This window comes from Mucilaginibacter sp., from assembly GCF_041663085.1.
Lineage (GTDB): Bacteria > Bacteroidota > Bacteroidia > Sphingobacteriales > Sphingobacteriaceae > Mucilaginibacter.
Map to the genome: position 1 here is coordinate 39,165 of NZ_JBAZRC010000006.1, position 23,522 is coordinate 62,686.

The 23,522-nt window shown below is 43.8% G+C and carries 25 protein-coding genes; 16 read left to right on the forward strand and 9 right to left on the reverse strand.

The window, feature by feature from the left end; translation table 11 throughout:
• Positions 1-197 precede the first annotated feature (197 nt).
• From WC615_RS03230 to WC615_RS03250, 5 genes are all read right to left on the reverse strand, one after another.
• The gene (locus WC615_RS03230; protein ID WP_372976707.1) at positions 198-809 is read right to left on the reverse strand and encodes a superoxide dismutase; all 612 of its coding nucleotides are present in this window, start codon (positions 807-809) and stop codon (positions 198-200) included.
• 156 nt (positions 810-965) lie between these two features.
• A complete protein-coding gene (locus WC615_RS03235) occupies positions 966-1,439 on the reverse strand; it encodes a nucleoside deaminase (protein ID WP_372976708.1) in 474 nt (157 codons plus the stop codon).
• Positions 1,439-1,813: an SdpI family protein gene (locus tag WC615_RS03240; RefSeq protein WP_372976709.1), complete on the reverse strand. Its 375-nt coding sequence runs from the start codon at positions 1,811-1,813 to the stop codon at positions 1,439-1,441. Before WC615_RS03240 ends, WC615_RS03235 begins: the two co-directional genes overlap by 1 nt.
• Positions 1,810-2,145, reverse strand: a complete 336-nt coding sequence (locus WC615_RS03245; protein WP_372976710.1) for a tRNA-binding protein — start codon at positions 2,143-2,145, stop codon at positions 1,810-1,812. The genes WC615_RS03240 and WC615_RS03245 overlap by 4 nt, the downstream gene beginning before the upstream one ends.
• Positions 2,146-2,356: 211 nt before the next feature.
• Complete coding sequence (locus WC615_RS03250; protein WP_372976711.1) at positions 2,357-2,887, reverse strand: YfiT family bacillithiol transferase; 531 nt, start codon at positions 2,885-2,887, stop codon at positions 2,357-2,359.
• A gap of 78 nt (positions 2,888-2,965) precedes the next feature.
• Here WC615_RS03250 and WC615_RS03255 point away from each other — a divergent pair, with 78 nt between their 5' ends.
• Positions 2,966-4,792 carry an FAD-dependent oxidoreductase gene (locus tag WC615_RS03255; RefSeq protein ID WP_372976712.1) on the forward strand — a complete coding sequence of 609 codons (1,827 nt, stop codon included), beginning with the start codon at positions 2,966-2,968 and terminating at the stop codon, positions 4,790-4,792.
• Between the two features lie 798 nt (positions 4,793-5,590).
• Here the strand turns inward: WC615_RS03255 and WC615_RS03260 are convergent.
• Complete coding sequence (locus tag WC615_RS03260) at positions 5,591-8,698, reverse strand: metallophosphoesterase (RefSeq protein ID WP_372976713.1); 3,108 nt, start codon at positions 8,696-8,698, stop codon at positions 5,591-5,593.
• A gap of 944 nt (positions 8,699-9,642) precedes the next feature.
• On the opposite strand from WC615_RS03260, the gene WC615_RS03265 reads away from it, so the two are divergent.
• From WC615_RS03265 to WC615_RS03320, 12 genes are all read left to right on the forward strand, one after another.
• A complete protein-coding gene (locus WC615_RS03265; RefSeq protein ID WP_372976714.1) occupies positions 9,643-9,981 on the forward strand; it encodes a hypothetical protein in 339 nt (112 codons plus the stop codon).
• A 495-nt stretch (positions 9,982-10,476) separates the two neighbouring features.
• The gene (locus WC615_RS03270; protein WP_372976715.1) at positions 10,477-10,899 is read left to right on the forward strand and encodes a cobalamin B12-binding domain-containing protein; all 423 of its coding nucleotides are present in this window, start codon (positions 10,477-10,479) and stop codon (positions 10,897-10,899) included.
• A 12-nt stretch (positions 10,900-10,911) separates the two neighbouring features.
• Entirely contained in the window at positions 10,912-11,694 is a 783-nt protein-coding gene (locus WC615_RS03275) for an enoyl-CoA hydratase/isomerase family protein (RefSeq protein WP_372976716.1), read from the forward strand.
• Between the two features lie 406 nt (positions 11,695-12,100).
• Complete coding sequence (locus tag WC615_RS03280; RefSeq protein ID WP_372976717.1) at positions 12,101-12,688, forward strand: outer membrane beta-barrel protein; 588 nt, start codon at positions 12,101-12,103, stop codon at positions 12,686-12,688.
• Between the two features lie 172 nt (positions 12,689-12,860).
• On the forward strand, positions 12,861-14,273 hold the full coding sequence (locus WC615_RS03285; protein WP_372976718.1) for a sigma-54-dependent transcriptional regulator: 1,413 nt from the start codon (positions 12,861-12,863) through the stop codon (positions 14,271-14,273).
• 2 nt (positions 14,274-14,275) lie between these two features.
• Positions 14,276-14,485, forward strand: a complete 210-nt coding sequence (locus tag WC615_RS03290) for a hypothetical protein (protein WP_372976719.1) — start codon at positions 14,276-14,278, stop codon at positions 14,483-14,485.
• 82 nt (positions 14,486-14,567) lie between these two features.
• Positions 14,568-15,614 (forward strand): AI-2E family transporter, encoded by a 1,047-nt coding sequence (locus WC615_RS03295; protein ID WP_372976720.1) that lies wholly within the window; start codon positions 14,568-14,570, stop codon positions 15,612-15,614.
• A gap of 66 nt (positions 15,615-15,680) precedes the next feature.
• A complete protein-coding gene (locus WC615_RS03300; RefSeq protein WP_191174998.1) occupies positions 15,681-15,947 on the forward strand; it encodes a YtxH domain-containing protein in 267 nt (88 codons plus the stop codon).
• A 48-nt stretch (positions 15,948-15,995) separates the two neighbouring features.
• Positions 15,996-16,337 (forward strand): phage holin family protein, encoded by a 342-nt coding sequence (locus WC615_RS03305; protein WP_372976721.1) that lies wholly within the window; start codon positions 15,996-15,998, stop codon positions 16,335-16,337.
• A 3-nt stretch (positions 16,338-16,340) separates the two neighbouring features.
• Positions 16,341-16,796, forward strand: a complete 456-nt coding sequence (locus tag WC615_RS03310; RefSeq protein WP_372976722.1) for a hypothetical protein — start codon at positions 16,341-16,343, stop codon at positions 16,794-16,796.
• A 318-nt stretch (positions 16,797-17,114) separates the two neighbouring features.
• The gene (gene trmB, locus WC615_RS03315; protein WP_372976723.1) at positions 17,115-17,762 is read left to right on the forward strand and encodes a tRNA (guanosine(46)-N7)-methyltransferase TrmB; all 648 of its coding nucleotides are present in this window, start codon (positions 17,115-17,117) and stop codon (positions 17,760-17,762) included.
• Positions 17,763-17,770: 8 nt separating this feature from the next.
• Complete coding sequence (locus WC615_RS03320) at positions 17,771-18,103, forward strand: MGMT family protein (RefSeq protein WP_372976724.1); 333 nt, start codon at positions 17,771-17,773, stop codon at positions 18,101-18,103.
• Here the strand turns inward: WC615_RS03320 and WC615_RS03325 are convergent.
• The 3 genes from WC615_RS03325 to WC615_RS03335 are packed head-to-tail and all read right to left on the reverse strand — an operon-like array spanning position 18,084 to position 19,247.
• The gene (locus WC615_RS03325) at positions 18,084-18,455 is read right to left on the reverse strand and encodes a hypothetical protein (RefSeq protein ID WP_372976725.1); all 372 of its coding nucleotides are present in this window, start codon (positions 18,453-18,455) and stop codon (positions 18,084-18,086) included. The two genes, WC615_RS03320 and WC615_RS03325, sit on opposite strands and share 20 nt — an antisense overlap.
• A gap of 55 nt (positions 18,456-18,510) precedes the next feature.
• Positions 18,511-18,873, reverse strand: a complete 363-nt coding sequence (locus WC615_RS03330) for a VOC family protein (RefSeq protein WP_372976726.1) — start codon at positions 18,871-18,873, stop codon at positions 18,511-18,513.
• Positions 18,870-19,247 carry a VOC family protein gene (locus WC615_RS03335; protein WP_372976727.1) on the reverse strand — a complete coding sequence of 126 codons (378 nt, stop codon included), beginning with the start codon at positions 19,245-19,247 and terminating at the stop codon, positions 18,870-18,872. Before WC615_RS03335 ends, WC615_RS03330 begins: the two co-directional genes overlap by 4 nt.
• A gap of 136 nt (positions 19,248-19,383) precedes the next feature.
• Here WC615_RS03335 and WC615_RS03340 point away from each other — a divergent pair, with 136 nt between their 5' ends.
• From WC615_RS03340 to polA, 3 genes are all read left to right on the forward strand, one after another.
• Positions 19,384-19,728, forward strand: a complete 345-nt coding sequence (locus tag WC615_RS03340) for a carboxymuconolactone decarboxylase family protein (RefSeq protein WP_183553441.1) — start codon at positions 19,384-19,386, stop codon at positions 19,726-19,728.
• Positions 19,729-19,855: 127 nt separating this feature from the next.
• Positions 19,856-20,407, forward strand: a complete 552-nt coding sequence (locus tag WC615_RS03345) for a DNA-3-methyladenine glycosylase I (RefSeq protein ID WP_372976728.1) — start codon at positions 19,856-19,858, stop codon at positions 20,405-20,407.
• Positions 20,408-20,521: 114 nt separating this feature from the next.
• Positions 20,522-23,332 (forward strand): DNA polymerase I, encoded by a 2,811-nt coding sequence (gene polA, locus WC615_RS03350; RefSeq protein WP_372976729.1) that lies wholly within the window; start codon positions 20,522-20,524, stop codon positions 23,330-23,332.
• The last annotated feature ends 190 nt before the right edge of the window (positions 23,333-23,522 follow it).

Genomic DNA, 23,522 nt, shown 5'->3' on the forward strand with positions numbered 1-23,522 from the left:
TGTAATGTTCTAAACCACCATGTCATTGCGAGGAGCGTAGCTACGCGGCAACCTCGTAGCCAATGCATGAACGTATAGCATGCGACGAGATTGCCGCGCTATCGCTCGCAATGACACAGTAGTAATGGTAATTGTAAAAATAAAAAAAGCGACAGATAATTATCTGCCGCTTTTAAAATATATAATGCCTGCTTAAATTAAGCGATAGCTTTTGTATACAATTCTGAAACGTGGTTCCAGTTGATAACATTCCAGATAGCAGCCAGGTAATCAGGGCGGCGGTTCTGGTATTTTAAGTAGTAAGCGTGCTCCCACACATCAATACCTAAAACCGGGGTGCCTTTTACTTCGGCAATATCCATTAAAGGGTTATCCTGGTTTGGGGTTGATGTAATAGCCAGTTTTTTATCGGCAGTAACAATAAGCCAGGCCCAGCCTGATCCAAAGCGGGTTGCACCAGCTTCAGATACTTTGGTTTTAAAATCGGCGAATGAACCGAAAGTGCTTTTAATAGCATCGGCTAACGCACCTGTAGGCTCGCCACCACCGTTTGGTGATAACAGCGTCCAGAATAATGAGTGGTTATAGTGGCCACCACCATTGTTACGTACAGCAGGCGGAAACTTTGAGATATTTTTGATGATGTCTTCAATTTTACCATCAGCCTCTGGTTTACCTTCTAAAGCTTTGTTAAGGTTGGTAACATAAGCCTGGTGGTGCTTACCATGGTGAATTTCCATAGTAAGTTTATCAATGTGTGGTTCCAGAGCATCGGTAGCGTAAGATAACGCCGGTAGTGTAAATGCCATAATATTTAAAATTTAAGGTTAAACTGTTTCGTGTGATGTAGCAAATATAAGGGTTGAAGCAGGTAATTGTTCTATATGAATGTCAAGTTTTTGTTAAGGGGATAGTTCATTGTTGATAGTTCATGGTAGTTTCGTCTATGAACTATTAACCATCTGCTATTTTCTCTTCCCTTTAAAAAAGTCCTTTACCAATTGCGAGCATTCATTCTCATTAATGCCGCCGGTTACCAGCGTTTTTGGGTGAGTGATGCTTTGGTTAAGCCTGCCGAAACCGCGTTGGGTATCATAAGCCCCAAAAACTATCCTCCCTATCTGGAACCAGTAGCTTGCCCCTGCACACATCACACAAGGCTCCATGGTAACATACAAGGTACACTCGGGCAGGTACTTGCCACCCATTGAGTTTACGGCCGCGGTAAGCGCCTGCATTTCGGCATGTGCGGTTACATCGTTCAACCGCTCGGTAAGGTTATGGCCACGACCAATGATCTGCCCTTTGCAAACCACAACGGCGCCAATGGGTATCTCATCCTCTTTCAGTGCCTGGCGGGCTTCTTTAAGGGCCTCGTTCATGAAAAACTCGTCGGGAGAGATGGCGGGCTGTTCATCGCCAAAAGTTATATATCGCATCAGGTGGTTTGGTCAAATGTGTTTTTTAAATGCTTTTCGGTTACCCTAAAAAGTATAATTACTGTGGCAAAAGCACCTACAAGCATTAAAACAATTTTAGTAAGGGTACGTGCTTCGGGGCTTATCGGTAACAGCATAAATAATGCTGTAATAATTATGCCCGTTATCACCAGCACCCATCCGCATTTGATAATAAGTGCGGTAGAGTAGCGGTTGCCTTCGTCCCAGTTTTGCTGGTTTTTCATTGATAGCGTGGTGCGATAACCATAAAGACTGTTGATCTCTTTTGGCGGATAGCGCTTTTGTATAAGCCCCGCCAGCAGGAATATTACACCTATCAGGTGTGGGCCAACTATCCAGTTTGCAAATATCATATCAGTTTGCTGCCATTGGGTACGGGTTTATCTATCGCGGTGAGTACAATATCACCATTTTCGTCGGCAAGACCGGTCACCAAAAACTCCGACATAAATGTAGCTATCTGTTTCTTCGGGAAGTTTACCACGCCCAGGATCTGTTTGCCCGGCAACTCTTCTTTGGTGTAGTGTTTAGTGATTTGCGCGCTGCTTTGCTTAATGCCCAGCGGCCCAAAATCAACTTTCAGTTTATACGCAGGCTTACGCGCCTCGGGAAAGTCGGCCACCTCCAGTATAGTACCGGCACGCAGTTCAACCTTTTCAAAATCGTTCCAAGTAATGGTTTCCATGCGGGCAAAGGTAGGGTGTTGGTTTTAATTATGTTTGTGTCCGTCCGTTTTTTTGTGCGGACATGGGTGGACAATTCTCTCCACGCGTCATTGCGAGGTACGAAGCAATCTCAAGACTATGCATAAACGCCATACATGCGCTACCGTCCATCTGGAGATTGCTTCGTACCTCGCAATGACACTCGGAGAAGGGAAGATCGCCCAAAGCCTACTACTTCCTTATCTTCTTAACCGTTTCTGTTAAATGCGCCAAATGGTGGTTACCGTGCCAGGCGTACAGGGCCAGGTTCTTTTTCAAAGGCGTTACACTGCCACTCTCCGGATGGATGAAGGTGCGGTTCCATTGGTCTTCGCTAAAGGTTTCAAAAAGGGCAACCATGTGCTGGTGGATGCCGTCGAGCATTTTTAGGGATGGCTCAACGGGCAGGCGGTAATCGGGCTGTATGGCCCAGCCGGCCTCGTCGTATGGTTTTATGGTTGGGTTATCTTCGGTAATGGCCAGTTTAAAGCGGCAAAGCGAGTTCATGTGGCTGTCGGCAAGGTGGTGTACAACCTGGCGCAGGGTCCAGCCGCCGGTGCGGTACTGGGTATCCAGCTGCTCGTATGTTAAACCGATAATGGCTTCGCGGATACGGCCCGGCAGGGTGGCTATTTCGTGGATCCAGCGGCGCATATCATCTTCCGTGTATGATACCGGCTGTACGAATTTCCCTATCGGGTAGCGCATTTGTTCGTCTGTCATGGTGCTTAAAATGTTAAATTTTATTGTTCCGTAAGGAATTGGGCTAATTTAGCGTTTTACAGTTATTTTGGTTTACTGATGATTAAAAAGTTACTGCTGATATGCCTGCTGCTTAAATGTACCACAACCTTTGCCGAAACCATCCGCACGGATGTTTTAGTGGTTGGCGGCGGCGCAGGCGGGGTTGCCGCGGCCATACAAAGCGCCCGCAGCAAAATAAAAACCTTACTGGTTGAGCAGGGCCCCTGGCTGGGTGGCAGCGCTACCAGCGGCGGCATGTGCATTATGCCCGAGAACCGCAATTTTGCATCGGGCATCTATGCCGAATTCAGGAACCATATCCGCGAGTTTTACAAACCCCGTTTAGGGTACGATACCACCCGTAATGCCCCTTTGGTGTTTGAGCCTTCCACCGGTGCATCCATCCTCAAAAAAATAACCGATACCGTTAAAAACCTTACTGTAAAACTTAACACGCCTTTTACATCCATCAAAAAAGACGGTACCGACTGGGTAGTTACCGTGATGGACAACGGCAAACCGCTCATCATCAAAGCAAAAATAGTAGTTGATGCTACCGAGCTGGGCGATGTAGCCGCTGCCAGCGGTGTGCTGCTTACCGCGGGGTTTGATAGTCGCGATGATACCAAAGAAACCCTTGCGCCCGGGAACGCTACCAACCAGATACAGGACATCAGCTACCTGGCCATCCTGAAAGATTTTGGTAAAGCTGCCGACCGCACCATTACCAAACCCGAAGGCTATAACGCCACCCTGTACGCCTGCCTGAAGGCTGCCGACGTAAAAAAGTTGCTTGCTGCTGCCGTATTGCCGAATGATAAATACCTGATAAACTGGGAAAACTGCGGCAACCAATACTCCGTTACCGCCGACGACCTGAAACCCGAGAACCGCGAAGCCACTTTCGCTAAGGCAAGACTGCGTACGCTGGGGCTCATCTATTACCTGCAAACCGCCCTGGGCTACAAAAACCTTAGCCTTACCGACGATTTTAAAACCACCCACCACCTGCCGTACCTCCCCTACATCCGCGAGAACCGCCGCGCCGCAGGCATGGTGCGCATGGTGCTTGATGATATTTACACCCCCTACAACCGCCAAAGCAAACTGTACCGCACCAGTATTGGCGTGGCCGATGCACTGCCCGGGCAGCATTACAGCGTAGCCGGTGTGCCGCATATTGCCTACCCGCCCTTCCCGGCGTTTAGTGTGCCGCTGGGTGCCGTGGTGGCTAAAGACCAGGAGAACCTGCTGGTTTTAGAAAAAGCCCTTTCGGTAACGCATTTGGTGAATGGCGCTGTTACCAGCCCCGCCGTACAAATGACCATTGGGCAGGGGGCAGGGGCTGCCGCGGCCTTCTGCATATTTTTTAAGCGCACTACTAAACAGCTTGATGTGCGCACCATACAGGGCGAGATACTGGACCATAAAGGCAGCCTGCTGCCCTTTGCCGATATCCCCCAAACCGACCGCCACTTCCGCGCTATACAGCAGGTGGCCGCTACAGGTATGCTGCAAGGCATACAAAAACCCGACGGCCAGACAGCGCAGGTATTGTTTATGCCCGATAGCGCCATCCGTACAGCCGAGGTGCAGCCGCTTCTTACCGAGCTGTACTCGCGGGCCTTTATATGGTTTGGTAAAGAAAAACCGGGCGATGCCTTTACCCTGGGCAACCTGCTCAGCTACATCAGCGAAATTACCCTGCGCGACCCAACCGAACTACAGGAAGCCACCCGCCGTACATGGAAAACGTATTACCACTTTAACACCCCCTTTAACCCCAAACGCCCCGCCACACGCCGCGAGTTTGCCGTACTGGCCAACCGCTTTTTTAACCCCTTTGCCCGCACGGTTGATATTACCGGCAAGCTGGTTAATTAGGTGTTGGTGAGTGGTTACACAATTCAATTCCCTCCCCACGGGAGGGTTAGGGAGGGGTTTATGCAACATGCTTCACGTATAAACCCCTCCCTGCCACAACACATTACCATCGCACCCCTCCCCAGGGAGGGAATTTAGCTGCCCCATCATATTATGGGTTTGGTTCCCCTTTTGAGAGGGGTTAGGGGTGTGTTTGCCGATGTGCAAAATACCCGCCCTGTAATGGTGAGCCTGTTGAACCACCTTGTCCCATTTTGGAAACGGGACAGATGGGACAAACGGAACGCATTGATAATGAGCGTATTATTACTGACAATATCTTGTCAGTAGTTCAATAAAAGCTTTGCGGTTTTGCTTTTAAATACTCATATACAGCATTTTATAAAATTGGCATTTTGTTCCATTTTTTAGAAATGGGACAAAACGGGGCAGGGCTGAAATTTTGTCCGGCTTTCCCGGGAATAAGCCGGTACAAAGCCAACAAAACAGCATTTTTTTCGCCTTTTTTCGGCCTCAGTTCGGCCTGTTTAGGCGGCAAGGGTAGCCGTAAATAAAAAGGTATTTTTTATATTAAATTACTGATTTATAGCCAATTAAGAATTTCAGGCTTGTTCCGTTTTTTCCCGAATGGAACGAAAATGGAACAGGCTTTTGTAAGCCGGATGCTCAGATTTATGGAGTGGCTTATGTGGTGTTTAATGCTGCTATCGGGTTAGTGAAATTGGCCTGTTTTTATGTGCCTGGAAATGATTGTTTACTAAGTAGAAAGGCACGTTTGCGCCAACTGGGAATATTATACTAAACGTCTTTTTCCGGTTTTTTCGTTTTATACTTAGCCATGAGATTACTCTTATCTTCCTTTGAATAACCTTTCGCTTTTATAAGAATATCGCCTATCATATTTAAATATTTTAAGTCAGAATCTGGATTTTTTGAACGAATGTTGTAATAGTTCATTATTTTAATAAAACTCATATCTAAAATATATTTTTTGGTAGTATTTTTTATATACTCATCCAAAACATCAAAATAATTGTGACCTTTTACATCTGCATATAAAAAAACCGAGAGGAATTTTTCAAAATCTGATATTCTATTATCAGATTTATCCTCTTGAATTTTTCTATAAAGCGTTTGTGATAATTTTTGGGTACCCATGTTATCATTCATTAGTGCTTGGTGATACCAAGGTAAAAACTGTAAAATTTGAATTTGTTCTTCTTTTTCATTATCTGGTATCAATTTATTTTCGATGAGCTGCGAAACAAAGATTTTGTAGAAAATTGCAAAATAGATCGAATTATCTAAAATACTTTTTAATGAATTAAGTTTTAGATTTTGCTCCTCAACTTCTTCACTGTTTTTTAAGACCTTTAAAGACAATATAAAACTTTTAGCTATTGCATCCGGTGCTGTATCTTTTGCTTTTTTTTGAATCCCATTTTCTGTCTTTTGAGATAAAAGTTTTGCATCGTCCATGTTAATAAGATCTTCCTCCGTAGCCTTGTAATCAGAAACAAGACTTGTGACTTCGTTCTTTGGGATTTTTATTTTAGAAACTGATTGTTTAAAAAAATCGTCTACCGAGTGACCGAGAGCCCTAATTTTCTCTTTAATTTCTTTAAATTCAGCACTTGACCTCTCAACTATTAACTTCAATATATCAACATCGTCTCTATTTAACCCCGTAAAATAATCTATTTCGTTTATAAATTTTAGATAATTAGCCTCATCTAATACTTCGCTTTTAAATTTTGGATCAAATCCCATTTTTTTAACTAAAAAGTATTCTAAAAAACAAGTGAATCTAAATCTAATGGAATTATCTTCTTTAATAAAAATTCCGGAGTCAATTAGTTCAGCTAAAATTTTTTCGACGTTATAAGAAAAGTCTTTTTTCTTTAAGTAAGAGTTGATAAATTGAAAAATATTGACGTGAGTATCTGAGTAATTTTCACCATCTTCTTTTAACATTTTATACGCAATTTCTGAAAGTAGCCGTACCTTATTTTGATAATCAAAAGTCTCTGATAAAATACCCGATTTAGAATGTTTATTTAATAACTTTTCTATAAATGTTTCGATTAAAGTAGAGTTATTAATAGGCTTGTAATTTTGTTGTTTTTCGATAATCCAAAGAAACATGGAGACAGTAAAGGGGGTTCTGGGCAAAGACAAAGCCAAAAATCCATTAATTAGAGTTTCTACTTTCTGAGGCTTATCAATTAAATCTTTATCTTTAAACCACTTAGTTGTAAGTTCTCTTATCTGCTTTGATTGAAAATCTTTTATGTTAATATTATTGAATTTAAATTTATCGAGTGAAGTATAATGCTCTGGGATTTCACCAGCATACAAAATATTATAAGTAGCAATTATTTTTAACTTGGGATATTCTGCAGCCAAATCATATAATTGTTTTATTTTTAATAAATCGATAAAATCATTTGATGCTTTTAAATTGTCAATAAGCAATAGGATAGGATGTGTATCTAAAATTGCTTTTGTCGCTTCTTTTGATACAAGTAAATAGTCTCTGATGTTAGAAATTAGATCTGAAGATATTTTTGAAAACTCAACATACACCGGTATATAATTCGCATTATTTAACGGATTTAAGCATTCGTGTATAAGTTTATCCAACAGAATTGTTTTACCCGATTCTTTAGTGCCAAAGAGTAAATAATTTTCTTTGTTTTTTAATAATGTGTTTAGGTCTTCCACAACCTCTTCTTTATCGCTATTAATTGATGCTTTAAGAGCTAATTTTGGTTGAACAAATAATTCTATTAAACTTTTAGGCGCATCAGTATCTGTGCTGTATGTCAACATGTGCATATCCATTTTACAGATGTGCTCTTCATTAATGGTTTTTATTAAACTTTGTCTTTCTATTTCCTTTTCAATTTCTTCGGACTTCGGCAAATCTAAAATCCATAACCCATCTTTTCCCATAGCCGTATTTATACTAAAAGCTGAATTCGGGAAGGTATACTCATAAAATTTTATAAAAATTTTTGATTCCAAAAAATTTAAATCAATAGTTGAAAAGCCATTAGAATATTTTTTGTAGTCTGTATTTATGTTTGCCGTTAAAGTCCCGGGAGCGATTAGTGTTAGCAATTTACCCTGCGGTTCAATTATATACCTATTGCTTGCGCTATGAACATGACCGCAAAGCATCATATCAAATTCGGATTGTAATAATTTCTCACTAATCAATTTATCTGAGTCAAATAATTGATCGGTATAATGGTGCATAACCGCTATTCTGTAATCACAATCCTTCAGATAATCAATCCCATTTATTAATTGATCTTCACCTAACAATAAATTTCCCTTATCTGTGTCACCATAACATCTCCAAGAAGAATTAAAAGATATTATACCAATTTTTTTATTGTCAAACTTGTATTTAAACCCAGATTCAAAAAAAGAGACATATAAATTTTCTGAGGGAGTATATAATACATCTAAAAAGTCTTTGTAAGGCTTCATTCTGAGTGCACCCGACATGTCTCCGCCATTACGTATTTTTTTTATAAAATCATTTACTTTAACAGAACTCTTTAATATATTTAAGCACCCTGCCTCTGTTATTTCTGTATCAAGGTTTCTAACTGCATCGTGATTTCCCGGACAAATAATAAATTTATCATCTCCTATATTTAGTTTACTACATATCTTTCTTATCACATTATCATAAAATGATAGAAACGCTTGTTCTGGAGAGTTAAAAGATTTCCCCCCTTGGTCTATTAAATCCCCCGAAAAAACAACGAGATCGACCTGCTGTTCATTATTTATTTTTTCAATCGAATTTAGGAAAGGTTGAATGGTAAATAACCCATCCTTAATCAGAGTATTATTATCAAGATGAAAATCAGAAAAATGTAGTAATCTCATTATTATGTTTTAAAGAAGTTTTAAAGCATAAATTTATTAATAACAGCCTCTGTTAACAATACGTAAAAATACCTGATTTTCAATTAATTATAGATTAAAACCCGCCTACCAACCCCACCCCAAATAAACCCCGGCAATATAAATACAGCCGAAACCGCATATTGGGGCAAGTCGTGTTCTTCCGTTATAATTAAATATTGCTGCAGTTAAAACATTACCTAAAAGTAGATAATTGCCAAATAGCTGTGTTTCTGCGTATTATTCCGGGTTGGTCCGTTTTTCTTATTTTAATTAGTCTCTCCACCGCTGGCGCACGCGTGCCGCGTGTGCTTAATAAACGGTGTCATTTCGAACGAACAAGGGGTGGGTTGCGACAGGGCGAGAGGAGAAATCCTGTTCATTATGCAAAGTTTGCCGCCTGTCATTCTAACAAGATTTATCTGCGATGAGCTCGCTACGGTCGGTTCTCCCCGTACCTCGTTCGAAATGACAGGGTGGTGAGAATGGTTGCAAACAAAGCCCTCTGTCCACCATGTCCGCACCCCTAAGCGGACGGACAAGGGTTAGTGAGCAGTGAATGGTTGAATTGGTGAGTAGTTGAGCTGCCCCATCAACCCTAAACCCGGTAGCAGCGGATACCGGCCATTGTGCCTAAGGCCTGCGGGCGTATGAGCGGATAACGGGGCTGCCGTGGCCTAAGCACCACCGGCCTTGCTTTACAAATAGGTTAATGGTTCGACAGGCTCACCATAACAGGGCGGTGATGCATGGCGGCTAACACACCCCTAACCCCTCTCAAGAGGGGAATAAAAGCCGCTCTTCGCACCCGCACCACCCCCGCAAACAACGTGCAGCTATATTTAATTCGCACATTCTACCTTTATACTATTAATTAACCATACCTTGTATATGGTAACAACGTTGTTATTCAAATCCGTTCCTTTATGTTACAGCCTGTAAGTTTTGCCACGCGCAAAAAAATATTCATCGAATATTTAAACCTTGTTTATAGTAACAAAAGCTATTTAAAGTCGGTTTTTTTAGAGATGCGCGAACTGGCCACCAACCCCACCCTGCTATTGGCTATTGACGAAACCGGCGCCGATAACCTGAGCCAGATAGATAACATTTACGCCATGTTTGGCTCAATTAACGAGCATATTACCGAAAGGCATATTATTGCGGCTAAAGCCATGAACCTGGAAGCCTACAGCGCGGCCATAAACGTTACGCGCTTGCCATTGAGCGCGACTGTGCCATACTTTTTTACCTGCAAAGTATAGAAGCCATAGATGCCCTGTACTTTAAAACCCTGCAGGGCATGGCCAAAGGCCTGCATTACGATTATATGAACCTGCAATACCCGTATGATATTGCCATGGATAACCAAAGCCTGCTGTTTGATATCCACACCGAAATGGTGGCGTAGGCTGGTTCATTAGTTCATTAGTTCATTGGTTCATTAGTTTATTGGTGACTGCGGGGGCATTGCGCTTAAGCACACCCCCAACCCCTCTCAAGAGGGGAATAACTTCACGTAGGGCAGGGTTAAATATAAAGCTTCAGCCGGCGCTATTCCCTCCCCCCGGGAGGGTGCAGGGAGGGGTTTAGGCGACTATGCCTCACCAACAACCCCTCCCTGCCACCATACTGCCCATCGCACCCCTCCCAAGGGAGGGATTTGATTTGCCCCGCCACCCAACTAATCACTAATTAACTACTCACCAATTAACTAATTTCTACTAACTTTGATGAGCTTTTAACGCCATTTGCTAAATATGAGCGAGAACCAATTTAACCGCCCTATACGTGTTTTAGTTGCCAAAGTAGGCCTTGACGGGCATGACCGCGGCGCGCGCATTATTGCTACCACCCTGCGTGATGCGGGTATGGAGGTAATATACACCGGCCTGCGCCAAACCCCCGAAATGGTGGTGAACACGGCCCTGCAGGAGGATGTGGACGCTATTGGCATCAGCATCCTATCAGGCGCGCACATGACGGTTTTCCCCAAGGTGATGGCGCTGATCAAAGAGAAAAAGATGGACGATGTACTGCTTACCGGCGGCGGCATTATCCCTGCCGATGATATAGCCGAACTGAAGAAGATAGGCGTGGGCGAGCTTTTTCCGCCGGGTACCAGCACTGCCGATATTGTTACCTATATTACCAACTGGGTACATACCAACCGCAATTTTTAATACTACCGTACAATGAGTTTTCAGAATATACTTATACAGGATAAAGACCGCATTCAATATATCATCATTAACCGCGAAAGCAAGCTTAACGCCCTTAACCAGGCTACCCTTGCCGAGCTGCACACCGCCTTAACACAGGCTTTTAGCAACAACAACGTTGGGGGTATCATTATTACCGGCGCGGGCACCAAGGCCTTTGTAGCCGGGGCTGATATCAGCGAGTTTGCCGGTAAGGATGTTGACAGCGGCCGCAGGATAGCCTACGACGGGCAATCGAACGTGTTTGATGTGATAGCCGGCGGCAATAAGCCGGTAATAGCGGCGGTAAACGGTTTTGCCCTGGGCGGCGGGTTAGAGCTGGCCATGGCCTGCCATATCCGCATAGCATCTGATAACGCTAAAATGGGCCTGCCCGAGGTTACCCTGGGTTTGATACCGGGCTACGGCGGCACGCAAAGGTTAACACAGCTGGTTGGCCGTGGCAAAGCACTGGAGATGATCATGACCGCAGATATGGTTACGGCTGCCGATGCCCTTGCCTTAGGGCTGGTTAACCACGTAGTTACCCAGGATGAATTATTACCAAAAGCCGAAGAGCTGCTAAACAAAATATTAACCCGCGCCCCGCTGGCCCTTGCAGCGGCCATCCGCGCGGTGAATGATGCCCATGCCGATGGCGCTAACGGCTTTGATACCGAGATTGAGGAATTTGCCCGCTGCTTTGGCACAAAAGATTTTAAGGAAGGGGTTTCGGCTTTTTTAGAGAAAAGGAAACCTGAGTTTAAGGGGAAGTAAAATCCAAACGTCATTGCGAGGTACGAAGCAATCTCCCGATAGGCTGTCAAGATGCAACGCGTTTAGGCATAGTCAGGAGATTGCTTCGTACCTCGCAATGACGTCTTATTTAGCGAGGCCGCCAAAAACCCAAAAACCTTCGCTCCCTCTGTGCATTTTTCCTCACTGTGGCCGCTGTGGTAAAAAACCGCATTCTTGCATTTTCATCCAAATTTCATACTACAGGGCACTTTTTAACATATAATTTACACTATCCTGACCATTTGCGCCATCGGGTCAAATTTAATTCGCTATCAATCAACTGATTGAATAATCGTGACAATTGGATGAAAAATAATATATGATTTCATGCTTTACTTTGCCCTGTGCAATACAAAAAAGCACGTTATCTAAATATTATTATATCATGAAAAGATCATTAAAAATCGCAGCTCTTGTTTTAGCATTCGCAGGTTTATCTGTAGCCGCTAAAGCCCAAACAACAACTTCTACTTCTACTACAACTAAAGACGGTATACGTTACAGCATTGGCGTTGAAGCAGGCATCCCTGTAAGCAACCTTAAAAACACCCACACATGGAACCTTGGTGGTTCGGTACAGGCAGATATCCCTGTGGCGTCACAATTATTCGTAACTGTTAACGCAGGTTACAACAACATATTTGGCAAAAAGGATTACGCAGGTGTTGCCGGTGCAGATGTACCAAACATGCAGTTGATCCCGGTAAAAGCAGGTTTAAAATACTTTGTTGTACCAAACTTTTACGTACAGGGCGAAGCCGGTGCAGCTTTCCTGTTAAACAAAAACGATTTAGGATTTAATAAATCAACCGCGTTTGTTTATGCTCCGCAGGTAGGTGTTCAGTTCCCGGTTAGCGCAAGCGGTAACTTTATTGATGCAGGTGTACGCTACGAAGCTACTACCAAATACAGAACTGGTATAGATGATAGCAAAGTAAGCTTTTTAGGTTTACGCGTGGCTTACGGTTTCTAAAACCAAGGCATTTGCCTATTAAAAACATCATTAAAAAAGAGGGGGCTTATGGCCTCCTTTTTTTGTTTATAAGCCATATTTTTACCCGTAGTTAATAATAATTCTGATAAATTAGCAAATATTTGTACCTTAACCTGCTTAATATATTTACCTGTAAACAGTAATTGCTGCTATGAAAAAAATACTCATCATAGATGATGAAGTTAATGTTGGATTGTTGCTATCAAAATTTTTGGTACGTAATGGTTTTGAGGTAAGCACGGCTGCAAATGGTGGCACAGGGATGGATTTTTTGAAAAAAACCGACTTCGACCTGGTACTGTGCGATTTTAGGCTGGAGGATACCGATGGCCGTGAGATGCTTAAAAACATCAAAGCGCTTTATCCAAAAACTGGCGTTATTATTATAACCGGCTACTCGGATATTAAGATGGCCGTTGAACTTATTAAGATGGGGGCTTATGATTATATTACCAAACCCCTATACCCCGACGAGATCCTGAACACCATTAACAAGGCTATTGAAACCCAGTACGCCCTGCAGGAAATGGCCGCAAACGATTATACCACGCTTGATAAACCACCTAAAGAAGGTAAAAAGCAAATACTATCGGGCGAGTTTGTGGTAGGCACCAGCCGGGCATCAAAAGAATTACTGAAACAGATTGAGCTGGTTGCACCAACCAACTACAGCGTTATTATACTGGGCGAAAGCGGTACGGGTAAAGAGTCGGTAGCTAAAAGCATCCACTTAAACAGCCCCCGCCATAACCAGCCCTTTGTAGCTATGGATTGCGGGTCGCTTACCAAAGAGCTGGCCGCAAGTGAGTTCTTCGGGCACGAGAAAGGATCTTTCACCGGGGCGTTATATACCAAGATAGGCCACTTTGAAATGGCTAACGGTGGCACTTTGTTTTTGGATGAGGTGGGTAACCTATCGTACGAGATACAGGCCGCCTTGCTGCGTACTGTGCAGGAACGCAAGGTAAAACGCATAGGCAGTACAAAAGAGATTGACCTGGATGTGCGCATCATTATAGCCACCAATGAGAATTTGCAGGATGGCATCTCAAAAGGCCGTTTCCGCGAAGATCTTTACCACAGGTTTAACGAGTTCAGTATTTACATGCCGCCCCTGCGCGAGCGTGGTAACGATATTATGATGCTGGCAGAGCATTTCCTGAAAATTGCCAATCACGAGCTTGACCGTAACGTAACCAGCTTTGCCCCCGAAGTAGTAGAGTGCTTTATGAACTACCGCTGGCAGGGCAACATCCGCGAGCTGAAGAACGTGGTACGCCGCGCTACTTTGCTTAGCGAGGGTAACGAAATAAGCATGAAAACGCTTCCGCTTGAGATCTCTAATTTTAAAGTGTCCTCATCGTTTGAGCCGGCAAATACTTCTGTTGCAAACGATGCTAAAGAGCCCAAACACGATTTGAAGAACGCCGCTCTTGGCGCCGAACACGAAACTATTTTAAAAGTGCTGCGCGAGGTTAACTTCAATAAAACCAAGGCCGCCGAGATCCTGAACATCGACCGTAAAACGCTTTACAATAAAATGAAAGCCATCAACCTGAAATAATTATGGCGCACCATGATGCAACCAACCCGGCAAACAGCAAGGTTTTTGATTTACTGAAGCACGATATCCGCAACCAGTTATCAAATATACAACTGGCTTTAGAAGGCCTTAAGTATGAGGTTGATGATTCAAAAGGCGATTTGAATTTATACTTTGACAGCCTGGCACAATCGGCCAAAAAAATAGATAAGCTGCTGGATGGGTTTGAATAAATTTTATACAAAAGCGCCAAAACTTATTGGTGCTTTTTTGTTATATATTAGTATCACAATTTAGCTCTTCAAGGGGTAACCAATGTCCATTTTTAATTATAAGCAGCGCAATAATATTATACTGGTAAGCATAGTTGTGCTTGGCTGTTTCTTACTGTATGCCTTAAGCGAGCTGTTCAGCTCTATACTGGGCGCCATCGTGCTGTTCACTATCTTCCGCCCGTTTTATTTGTATATGGTAGAGCGGCGCCGGTTTAACAAGGCGCTTTCGGCGATGATCATAATTCTTATTTCGCTCGTCGTTATTGTTATCCCGTTCCTGTCGTTAAGTATTATGGTGATAGGCAAAATATCAGGCATTAACCGCGAGGAACTTAATATTGATAAATGGACACAAAAAATTGACGCGTTTACCGGCGCCAACCTTAACCAGCCGCACTTTGCCGAAAACACCCTGCAAAAATTAGGGGCCTACGCCGCCGATCTTTTTCCATCAATATTAGGCAGCGCCGCCAACATTATACTTACCCTGCTTGTAATGTACTTTTTGCTGTACTTTATGTTTGTGCAGATGCGCGAGTTTGAAATAGGGTTGCTTAAATATGCGCCTTTCCGCGAGCAGCACGCTTTAAAGTTCGCCACCGAGCTGCGCAATTCTACCTACTCAAACGTACTGGGGCAGGGTATAATAGCATTAGTACAAGGCGCCTTACTGGCCAACGGTTTCTGGATCTTCCACATCCCCGACCCTATCTTTTGGGGCGTTATAGGCGCCTTTATATCGTTTTTGCCGGTAGTGGGCGCGCCAACCCTTTGCATTCCCGCCAGTATTATGCTTTATGCCAATGGCGAAAAGGTACAAGGCGTAATATTATTATTATACGGTATATTATTTATTGGCAATGTTGATAATGTGTTGCGCATGGTCATTAATCGCCGTATTGGCAATACCCACCCCATTATAACCGTTATAGGGGTATTTATTGGGTTACCGCTGTTTGGTATTCTTGGCTTGGTTTTTGGGCCTGTGTTGCTGTCATATTTTTTGCTATTATTGGAGATATATGAAACCAACCGCATGGCCGCCGACAGGTTGGAGCGTATACGAACCGGGCCCGAAACGCAATAAACACACAAGAAATAAACTTATTTAATAATTATAAAAACAAATATTCAACTAATAAATTAATACAATATGAACGATAACACAAAAGTGGTTGTCGCGTTGCTGGCAGGATTAGCGGCAGGAGCGGCATTAGGAATTTTATTTGCACCTGACAAAGGCACCGAAACACGCGACAAGCTTTCAGAATCATTAATTAACCTTGGCGATTCGATAAAAGAAACAGCCGCTGCAGAAATTGATAAACTGGTTGGCTTAAAAGACAAAGTGGTTGATAATATAAAAACCAAAGTTAGAGGCGCCGAAGAAGAATACCAGGACGACCTTGAACACGCATAATTTACCGTTGCAGGTATATATCAATTAACCCGCAACAAACTATAATATATGGAACCCGAAAAAGAAGAACCAACACGCCCGATTATTGACCAGCTAAAAGAGTATGCTGAAACACGCTTTAAACTCTTAAAATACGAAGTTATTGAGCGCAGTACGTCTATCATAGCCGATGTTATAACCGATTTGGCCATTATAGTGGTATTGGTGTTAACCTTTTTATTCGCAAGTTTCACGCTGGCGTTATTCATGGCCGATGTTTTGCATTCATACTGGCAGGGTTTTGCATCAGTTACCGTTTTGTATGCACTTATTGCAACGATAATAGCATTTGCCAAGCGCAGTTTTGAAAGGCCAATTATAAACGCAATGGTCAGAAAATTTTTTAAATAACGTATGGGAACACCTATCAGAAATATATTGGAGTTGCAGGGCGAAATTGGCCGCTTGAAAAATTTAGAAGCCCAGCAGGCTGTGGCCTTAAAAGCCCGGTTTAGCGGGCCATCGGCTATTTTTACAACAGTACTCTCGCTGTTCCCAAAATCGCCAACAGTTGACGGCATAAAAGGCGCAGGCTTTTTTAACCAGGACCTGTTAGGCCTTGTATCGAGGTTTGCGTTGCCGTTGGCCTTAAACAAAACATTGTTCAGGCATTCTAACTTCATTGTTAAAACACTGGTGGGCATATTGTCGCAAAAGGCATCGCATTACATCAGCGAAGACAATGTTAGTGGTATTTGGGGCAAGGCAAAGGGTTTGTTTAACAACCTTTTTAAAAAGAAAGATAAAAAAGATAAAGAAACCGGGATAGTGCTTGAAAAAGATGACGTACCGGCATATCAGCCATATTAAAAATCTTAAAACCCTGTTGCGAAACACAGTTTTAATGGAGAAGGGATAGACCTACAGGGTTTATCCCTTTTTAGTTTAGCCGGGGTTTGGGTTTAACCACAGAGTTAGCAGAGGTTTTCACGCAGAGGCGCAGGGATTTTGCTATGATGTGCCTATTAAACTTATTTTCGATTCCCTCCCTGCACCCTCCCGCTGGGAAGAATCGCACATACCACCCCACATCATAATCAAATTCTAAACCTCTGTGCACTCTGCGCTTTGCCCTCTGTGGTTAAAAAACATTCATGTTATCCGGCAAATACTTATTTTTGCATTTTTATGGGAAAAGATAAGATTAGGCGCTTTGCCGAGATAGAAACATTCAGCAATGTTTTACAGTTAGATGCCGGGAAACCTTTTAAAGGCAACTGGGCTGCAGGTTTTTTTAAGAACAACAACCCTGTTGTATTAGAGCTGGCCTGCGGCAAAGGCGAATACACCGTTAACCTTGCGCAGATGTTTCCCGGTAAAAATTTTATCGGGATAGACTATAAGGGTAACCGCATTTGGCGCGGGGCAAAAACCGCGCTGGAAGAAGGCGTAAACAATGTGGCTTTTTTGCGGATGCAGATAGAGAACCTGGTTGATTACTTTGCCCCCGGCGAGGTCGACGAGATCTGGATCACCTTCCCCGACCCGCAGCCGCAATTAAGCCGCGAAAAGAAACGCCTTACCTCGCCACGCTTTTTAGATATGTACCGCATTGTATTGAAACCCGGCGGCTACATGAACCTGAAAACCGATAACGACGGCCTGCACGCTTATACCGCCGAAAAGATAGCCGAACTTAACCTGCAGCTTTTTGTTAAGACCGAAGACCTTTATCATTCTGAACATGCTGATGAGGTATTATCCATCAAAACCTATTATGAGAAAAAATACCTTCAGCATAATAAGAACATCAACTACCTTAAGTTCTCATTTTAACCACCGCCATGCCCGACTATAACTTTTTCGACAACGTTTATGATGTGGTCAGGCAGATCCCTAAGGGCAGGGTAACATCCTATGGTGCTATAGCGGCTTACCTGGGCTCGAAGCAATCATCGCGCATAGTAGGTTACGCCATGATGGCTTGCGGCACTGCAAACCCACCCGTACCTGCACACCGGGTATTAAACAAACAGGGTTTACTAACCGGTAAATTCCATTTTGGGGGTGATACTATGGAGCAAATGCTGCAAAGCGAAGGTATTGAGGTTATAGATAACCAGGTGCAAAACTTTAAAGATATTTTTTGGGACCCGGCTATAGAATTGGCGCTTTAACCCCATCGCGTTTTTTACTGTAATCGGTAAATATTACCACTATTAGCCAAAATATCCCCAGGCCGGCAAAATATGGTTTGGTGCGCTCATCGTACTGAAAAAGCGTGAACGCGGCAACCATCATCCCTAAACTAATGGCTAACTCTATAAACCGGTGCAGCTTTAAAGGCACCATCCTAAACATCCCCGAACTATAATCGGTAACAACCGTAAGTATTAACTGCGCTGTAGCCAGCAGGTAAACGTAAGTAGCCACATCTTTTTGCATGGCAAAAAACGTTGGCGACGTGTAAAGGAATATGATCAGTATATAATCGATAATGCCGTGCAGCTTTGGCGAGATAAGTTTCATGCGGTTTAAAATTTTTACTACATACACAGAAATCAAGCCAACGATTTTGCAGCGCTTAGATAAGTTGCAACAACTCCATTCGGTTACCAAACGGGTCTATAAAGGCAAAGCGGCGGCGGCCGGGGATAACAGGCTCTTCTACTATCTCCACATTATTATCTTCCAGGTGTTTGCGGGCAGCATCCACGTCGGCAACCTCCATGGCGGTATGGCGGATGCTTCGGGGCAACGCGGGCTCAACACCAATATGCAGCTGTAAATCGCCAATGTTTAGCCAATACCCGGCGGATGAGAAAAGATGGTCAAGCCGGTCAATCAGTTCCAGCCCGAGTACTTTTGTATAAAACGCTTTTGCTTCCTCCAGCCTTTCGGGCGGTACGCAAACATGAAAATGGTCTGCTCGTTTAAAAGTGATCATTCGTGCTCGGCAAAAGTTAACACGTAGTTGTTATTATCCAATATAGAAAATTCGGTAGCGCCGTAAAACGTTTTCTCAAGGCCTTTAAGCACCGTAACCTTATCTTTTATCCCCTCAAAAAAACTTTGGATGTTTGTAAGGTTGATATATAGCAACAGCGAGCCGCCATCGGTACGGTTTATCTCCGGCAGGTCATCAGCCAGGCTCTCAAACGTCTGGAACATCAGGGTAACCTTACCATTGCTCATCATCACCCAAACCAGGTCATCGCCGGTTTCGGGTACGCTCATGGTTATTTCAAAGCCTAATATCCTGTAAAAAGATACCGTGGCTTTCATATCGCTGACAAAAATATTGGGGGATATACTTTCCATTTTGATTTTAATTGTACGGTAAATTTAGGATAAATCGGGCTGTATGAAAATAAACATTTATACCTTTAAAAATAATACGCCTGTGATTGGAATCACTAATTCACTAATTAAATAACTCACTAAATAAATACTCCCCATGGGACAATTAATAAACGACTTTGAAGCCTATCGTACCAAAATGAACGACAGGATAATGGAAACCGCCAACACTAACATTAAACGCTTTTTCGCGCTGGATACCACTACCTATGCCGATGGGGCGCTGGATGTTAAGACCAAAGAAATGCTGGGCCTGGTAGCCTCGATGGTTTTACGCTGCGACGATTGCATTAAATACCACCTGGGCAAATGCCACGAAGCCGGCGTAAAGCACGACGAAATGAACGAGGTATTCATGATAGCCAACCTTGTCGGCGGCTCAATCGTGATCCCGCATTATCGTAGGGCGGTGGAGTATTGGGATGAATTGAACGGGTTATAATTCCCCGCGCGTCATTGCGAGGTACGAAGCAATCTCTTTAGGACAATTGTACACCTTGCATAAACGAATAGCTTAAAGAGATTGCTTCGTACCTCGCAATAACGGACTTTAATAAAAAAACCATAATATGCCAACTAAACTAACCCGTTGCCGCTGGTGCGGAACCGACCCGCTTTACATGGAATACCACGATAAGGAATGGGGTAAAACCACGCATGATGACAAGGTATTATTCGAGTTTTTAACACTGGAAGCTGCACAGGCTGGCTTAAGCTGGATAACCATTTTGCGCAGGCGCGATAATTACCGCAAAGCCTTTGCCGGGTTTGATGTGCAAAAGGTGGCAAAGTTTGATGACAATGATAAGGAGCGCTTGCTGAACGATGCGGGCATCATCCGCAACCGTTTAAAGATCAACTCGGCCATTAATAATGCAAAGCTGTTTATCGACGTGCAAAAGGAGTTTGGCTCGTTTAATAACTACCTGTACAGCTTTATGCCCGGTGGTAAACCTATTACCATTTACACCGGCCCGCACGTAAGCACGCCCGAATCTGACGCGATAAGCAAGGACATGAAAAAGCGGGGCTTTAAATTTTTCGGCACCACCATTTGCTACGCCCACATGCAGGCTACAGGTATGGTTAATGACCATGTGCCGGAGTGCAGTTTCAGGTGATGGCACTGATTTAAAAATGATTTCACCGATTGACTACTCAACATAAATCGTATTTTTGAAATCATAGTTCAATCTGTGAAATCACACCAGTATCGGTGTAATCTCAAAAATATTATGAAGAAGCTTTTTCTATTGGATGGTATGGCCCTGATATACCGGGCGCATTTTGCTTTGAGTAAAAACCCCCGTTTTACCTCGGCGGGACTAAATACTTCGGCGGTTATGGGTTTTACCAACACCCTGCTGGAGGTTCTGCGTAAAGAGAAACCCACCCATATGGCCGTGGTATTTGATACCGATGCCCCAACCGAGCGCCATACCGAATACGAAAAATACAAGGCACACCGCGAGGCCATGCCCGAGGATTTGAGCAAAGCCCTCCCCTATATATTTAAAGTGGTTTTAGGTTTCAACATCCCGCTGATAACCAGCGATGGTTACGAAGCTGATGATATTATAGGTACCCTTGCCAAAAAAGCCGAGCAGAAAGGCTACCAGGTTTACTGCATGACGCCCGATAAGGATTTCGCGCAGCTGGTATCAGAGAATATCCGCATTTACAAACCGGCCCGCATGGGTAACGATATGGAAATACTGGGTGTAAAAGAAGTATTGGAGAAATGGGAGATAGAACGCCCCGAACAGGTAATAGATATCCTGGGCCTTTGGGGCGACGCGGTGGATGGCATACCCGGCATACCCGGTGTTGGCGAAAAAACCGCCAAGACGCTCATTAAACAATATGGGTCGGTTGAAGAAATTATAGCGCATAGTCACGAATTGAAAGGCAAGCTGCGCGAGAACGTAGAGAACTTTGCCGAACAGGGCTTAATGTCGAAAAAACTGGCTACCATTAACCTGAACTCGCCGGTTGAGCTGGACGAGGCCGGGCTGGAAATGTGCGCGCCAAGTAAAGATCTTCTGGAGCCTTTATTTGCCGAACTGGAGTTCCGAACCCTTGGCCGCCGTGTGTTTGGCGATGATTTCAGCATTACCGAAACCCGCGCCGTATCGGTACAAACCGACCTGTTTGGCAACCCCGTTGCTGATGGCCGCACCACCCTATCAGTTGAGGTACAGGATATTTACGAAGCGCCAACCCCTGTTGATATCAAAAACATCAACACCATTGAACACGAATATATTTTGGCCGATACCTTTGAGAAACGAGCCGATCTCATTAACATACTAAAGCAGCAAAAGCATTTTTGCTTTGATACCGAAACCACCGGCACCGATGCCAACCAGTGCGAACTGGTGGGCTTATCCTTCGCGGTAAAGCATAACCAGGCATGGTATGTACCCGTACCGGTTGAGGAGGCTGAGATAGTTAAAATAGTTGCCGAGTTTAAGCCCGTATTTGAGGATGCCGGTATTGGTAAAACAGGTCAGAATTTGAAGTTCGATATCCTGATGCTGAAATGGTACGGCGTAGAAATGAAGGGCGACCTGTTCGACACCATGATGGCGCATTACGTGATAGACCCGGATACCCGTCACAACATGGATATCCTGGCAGAAAACTACCTCCAATATAAACCCGTTTCCATTACCGAACTTATTGGCCCCAAAGGCAAAAACCAGGGCAATATGCGCGATGTGGAGATAGAAAAAATAAAAGAATACGCTGCCGAAGATGCCGACATTACCCTGCAGCTGCGCACCGTTTTTGAGCCCAAAATAAAAGAAGTTGAGGCCGAAGACCTGCTACATAAAATTGAGAACCCGCTGATTTATGTACTGGCCGATATTGAGCACGAAGGTGTAAAGATTGACCACGAAACATTAAAGGATTTCTCCAAATTATTGGAAACCGATATTGCCGCGCTGGAAAAAACCGTGTTTGAAAAAGCGGGTGTAAGGTTCAACGTGGCATCACCAAAGCAACTGGGCGAGGTATTGTTTGAGAAACTGATGCTGGACCCTAAAGCCAAAAAAACCAAGACCGGCCAATACCAAACCGGCGAGGATGTGCTTTTAGCCCTTGCCGCCAAAAGCGATATCGTAAGGGATATACTGGATTTCCGCCAGCTGCAAAAGCTAAAATCTACTTATGTAGATGCTTTGCCAACCATGGTAAACCCAAAAACAGGCAGGGTGCATACCAGCTATAACCAGGCGGTGGCGGCAACTGGGCGTTTAAGCTCTAACAACCCCAACCTGCAAAATATCCCTATCCGTACCGAGCGTGGCCGCGAGGTGAGGAAAGCCTTTATTCCGCGCGATGAGAACCACAGCATTGTATCTGCCGATTATTCGCAGATTGAGCTGCGCATTATTGCCGAGATCAGCAAAGACCCAAACATGCGCCAGGCTTTTATTGATAATATTGATATCCACACCGCTACAGCCGCCAAAGTGTACGGCATAAGCATTGAGGATGTAGACAGCACCCAACGCCGTAATGCCAAAGCGGTAAATTTTGGTATCATCTATGGGCAATCGGCATTTGGGTTATCACAAAATCTGGGTATCCCGCGCAAAGAGGCGGCCGAGATCATCGAAAACTATTTTGCTCAATACCCCGGCATCAAACAATATATGGCCGATACCATGAACTTTGCCCGCGAGAACGGTTACGTAACCACCCTGATGGGTCGCCGCCGTTACCTGCGCGATATCAACAGCGCCAACCAAACCGTGCGTGGCTTTGCCGAACGAAATGCCATCAATGCGCCCATACAAGGTTCGGCTGCAGATATGATCAAGATAGCGATGATCAATATCCATAAGGAGTTTAAAGCACTTAAACTGGATGCCCGTATGACCATGCAGGTGCATGATGAGTTAGTTTTTGATGTACCTAACCACGAGATAGAAATTGTAAAGCCTATCATCCTGGATAAAATGAAAACCGCCATCAAAACCGAAGTGCCGATAATGGTAGAGATTGGTACAGGATTGAACTGGCTGGAAGCGCATTAATACAATGCCATTGTTGTAAAGTACCAAGCAATCTAAGAGTGAAAAGTCGGCGGCATGTCTATTGTAGACGCGGAGTATCGCATCTCTACATTATCGTATCCCGTAGAGACGCGATACTTCGCGTCTCTCGCCATCTTACAAACCTTATTAACAAATTCACAATAAACGCTGCCCTCCAATTCTCATTTAT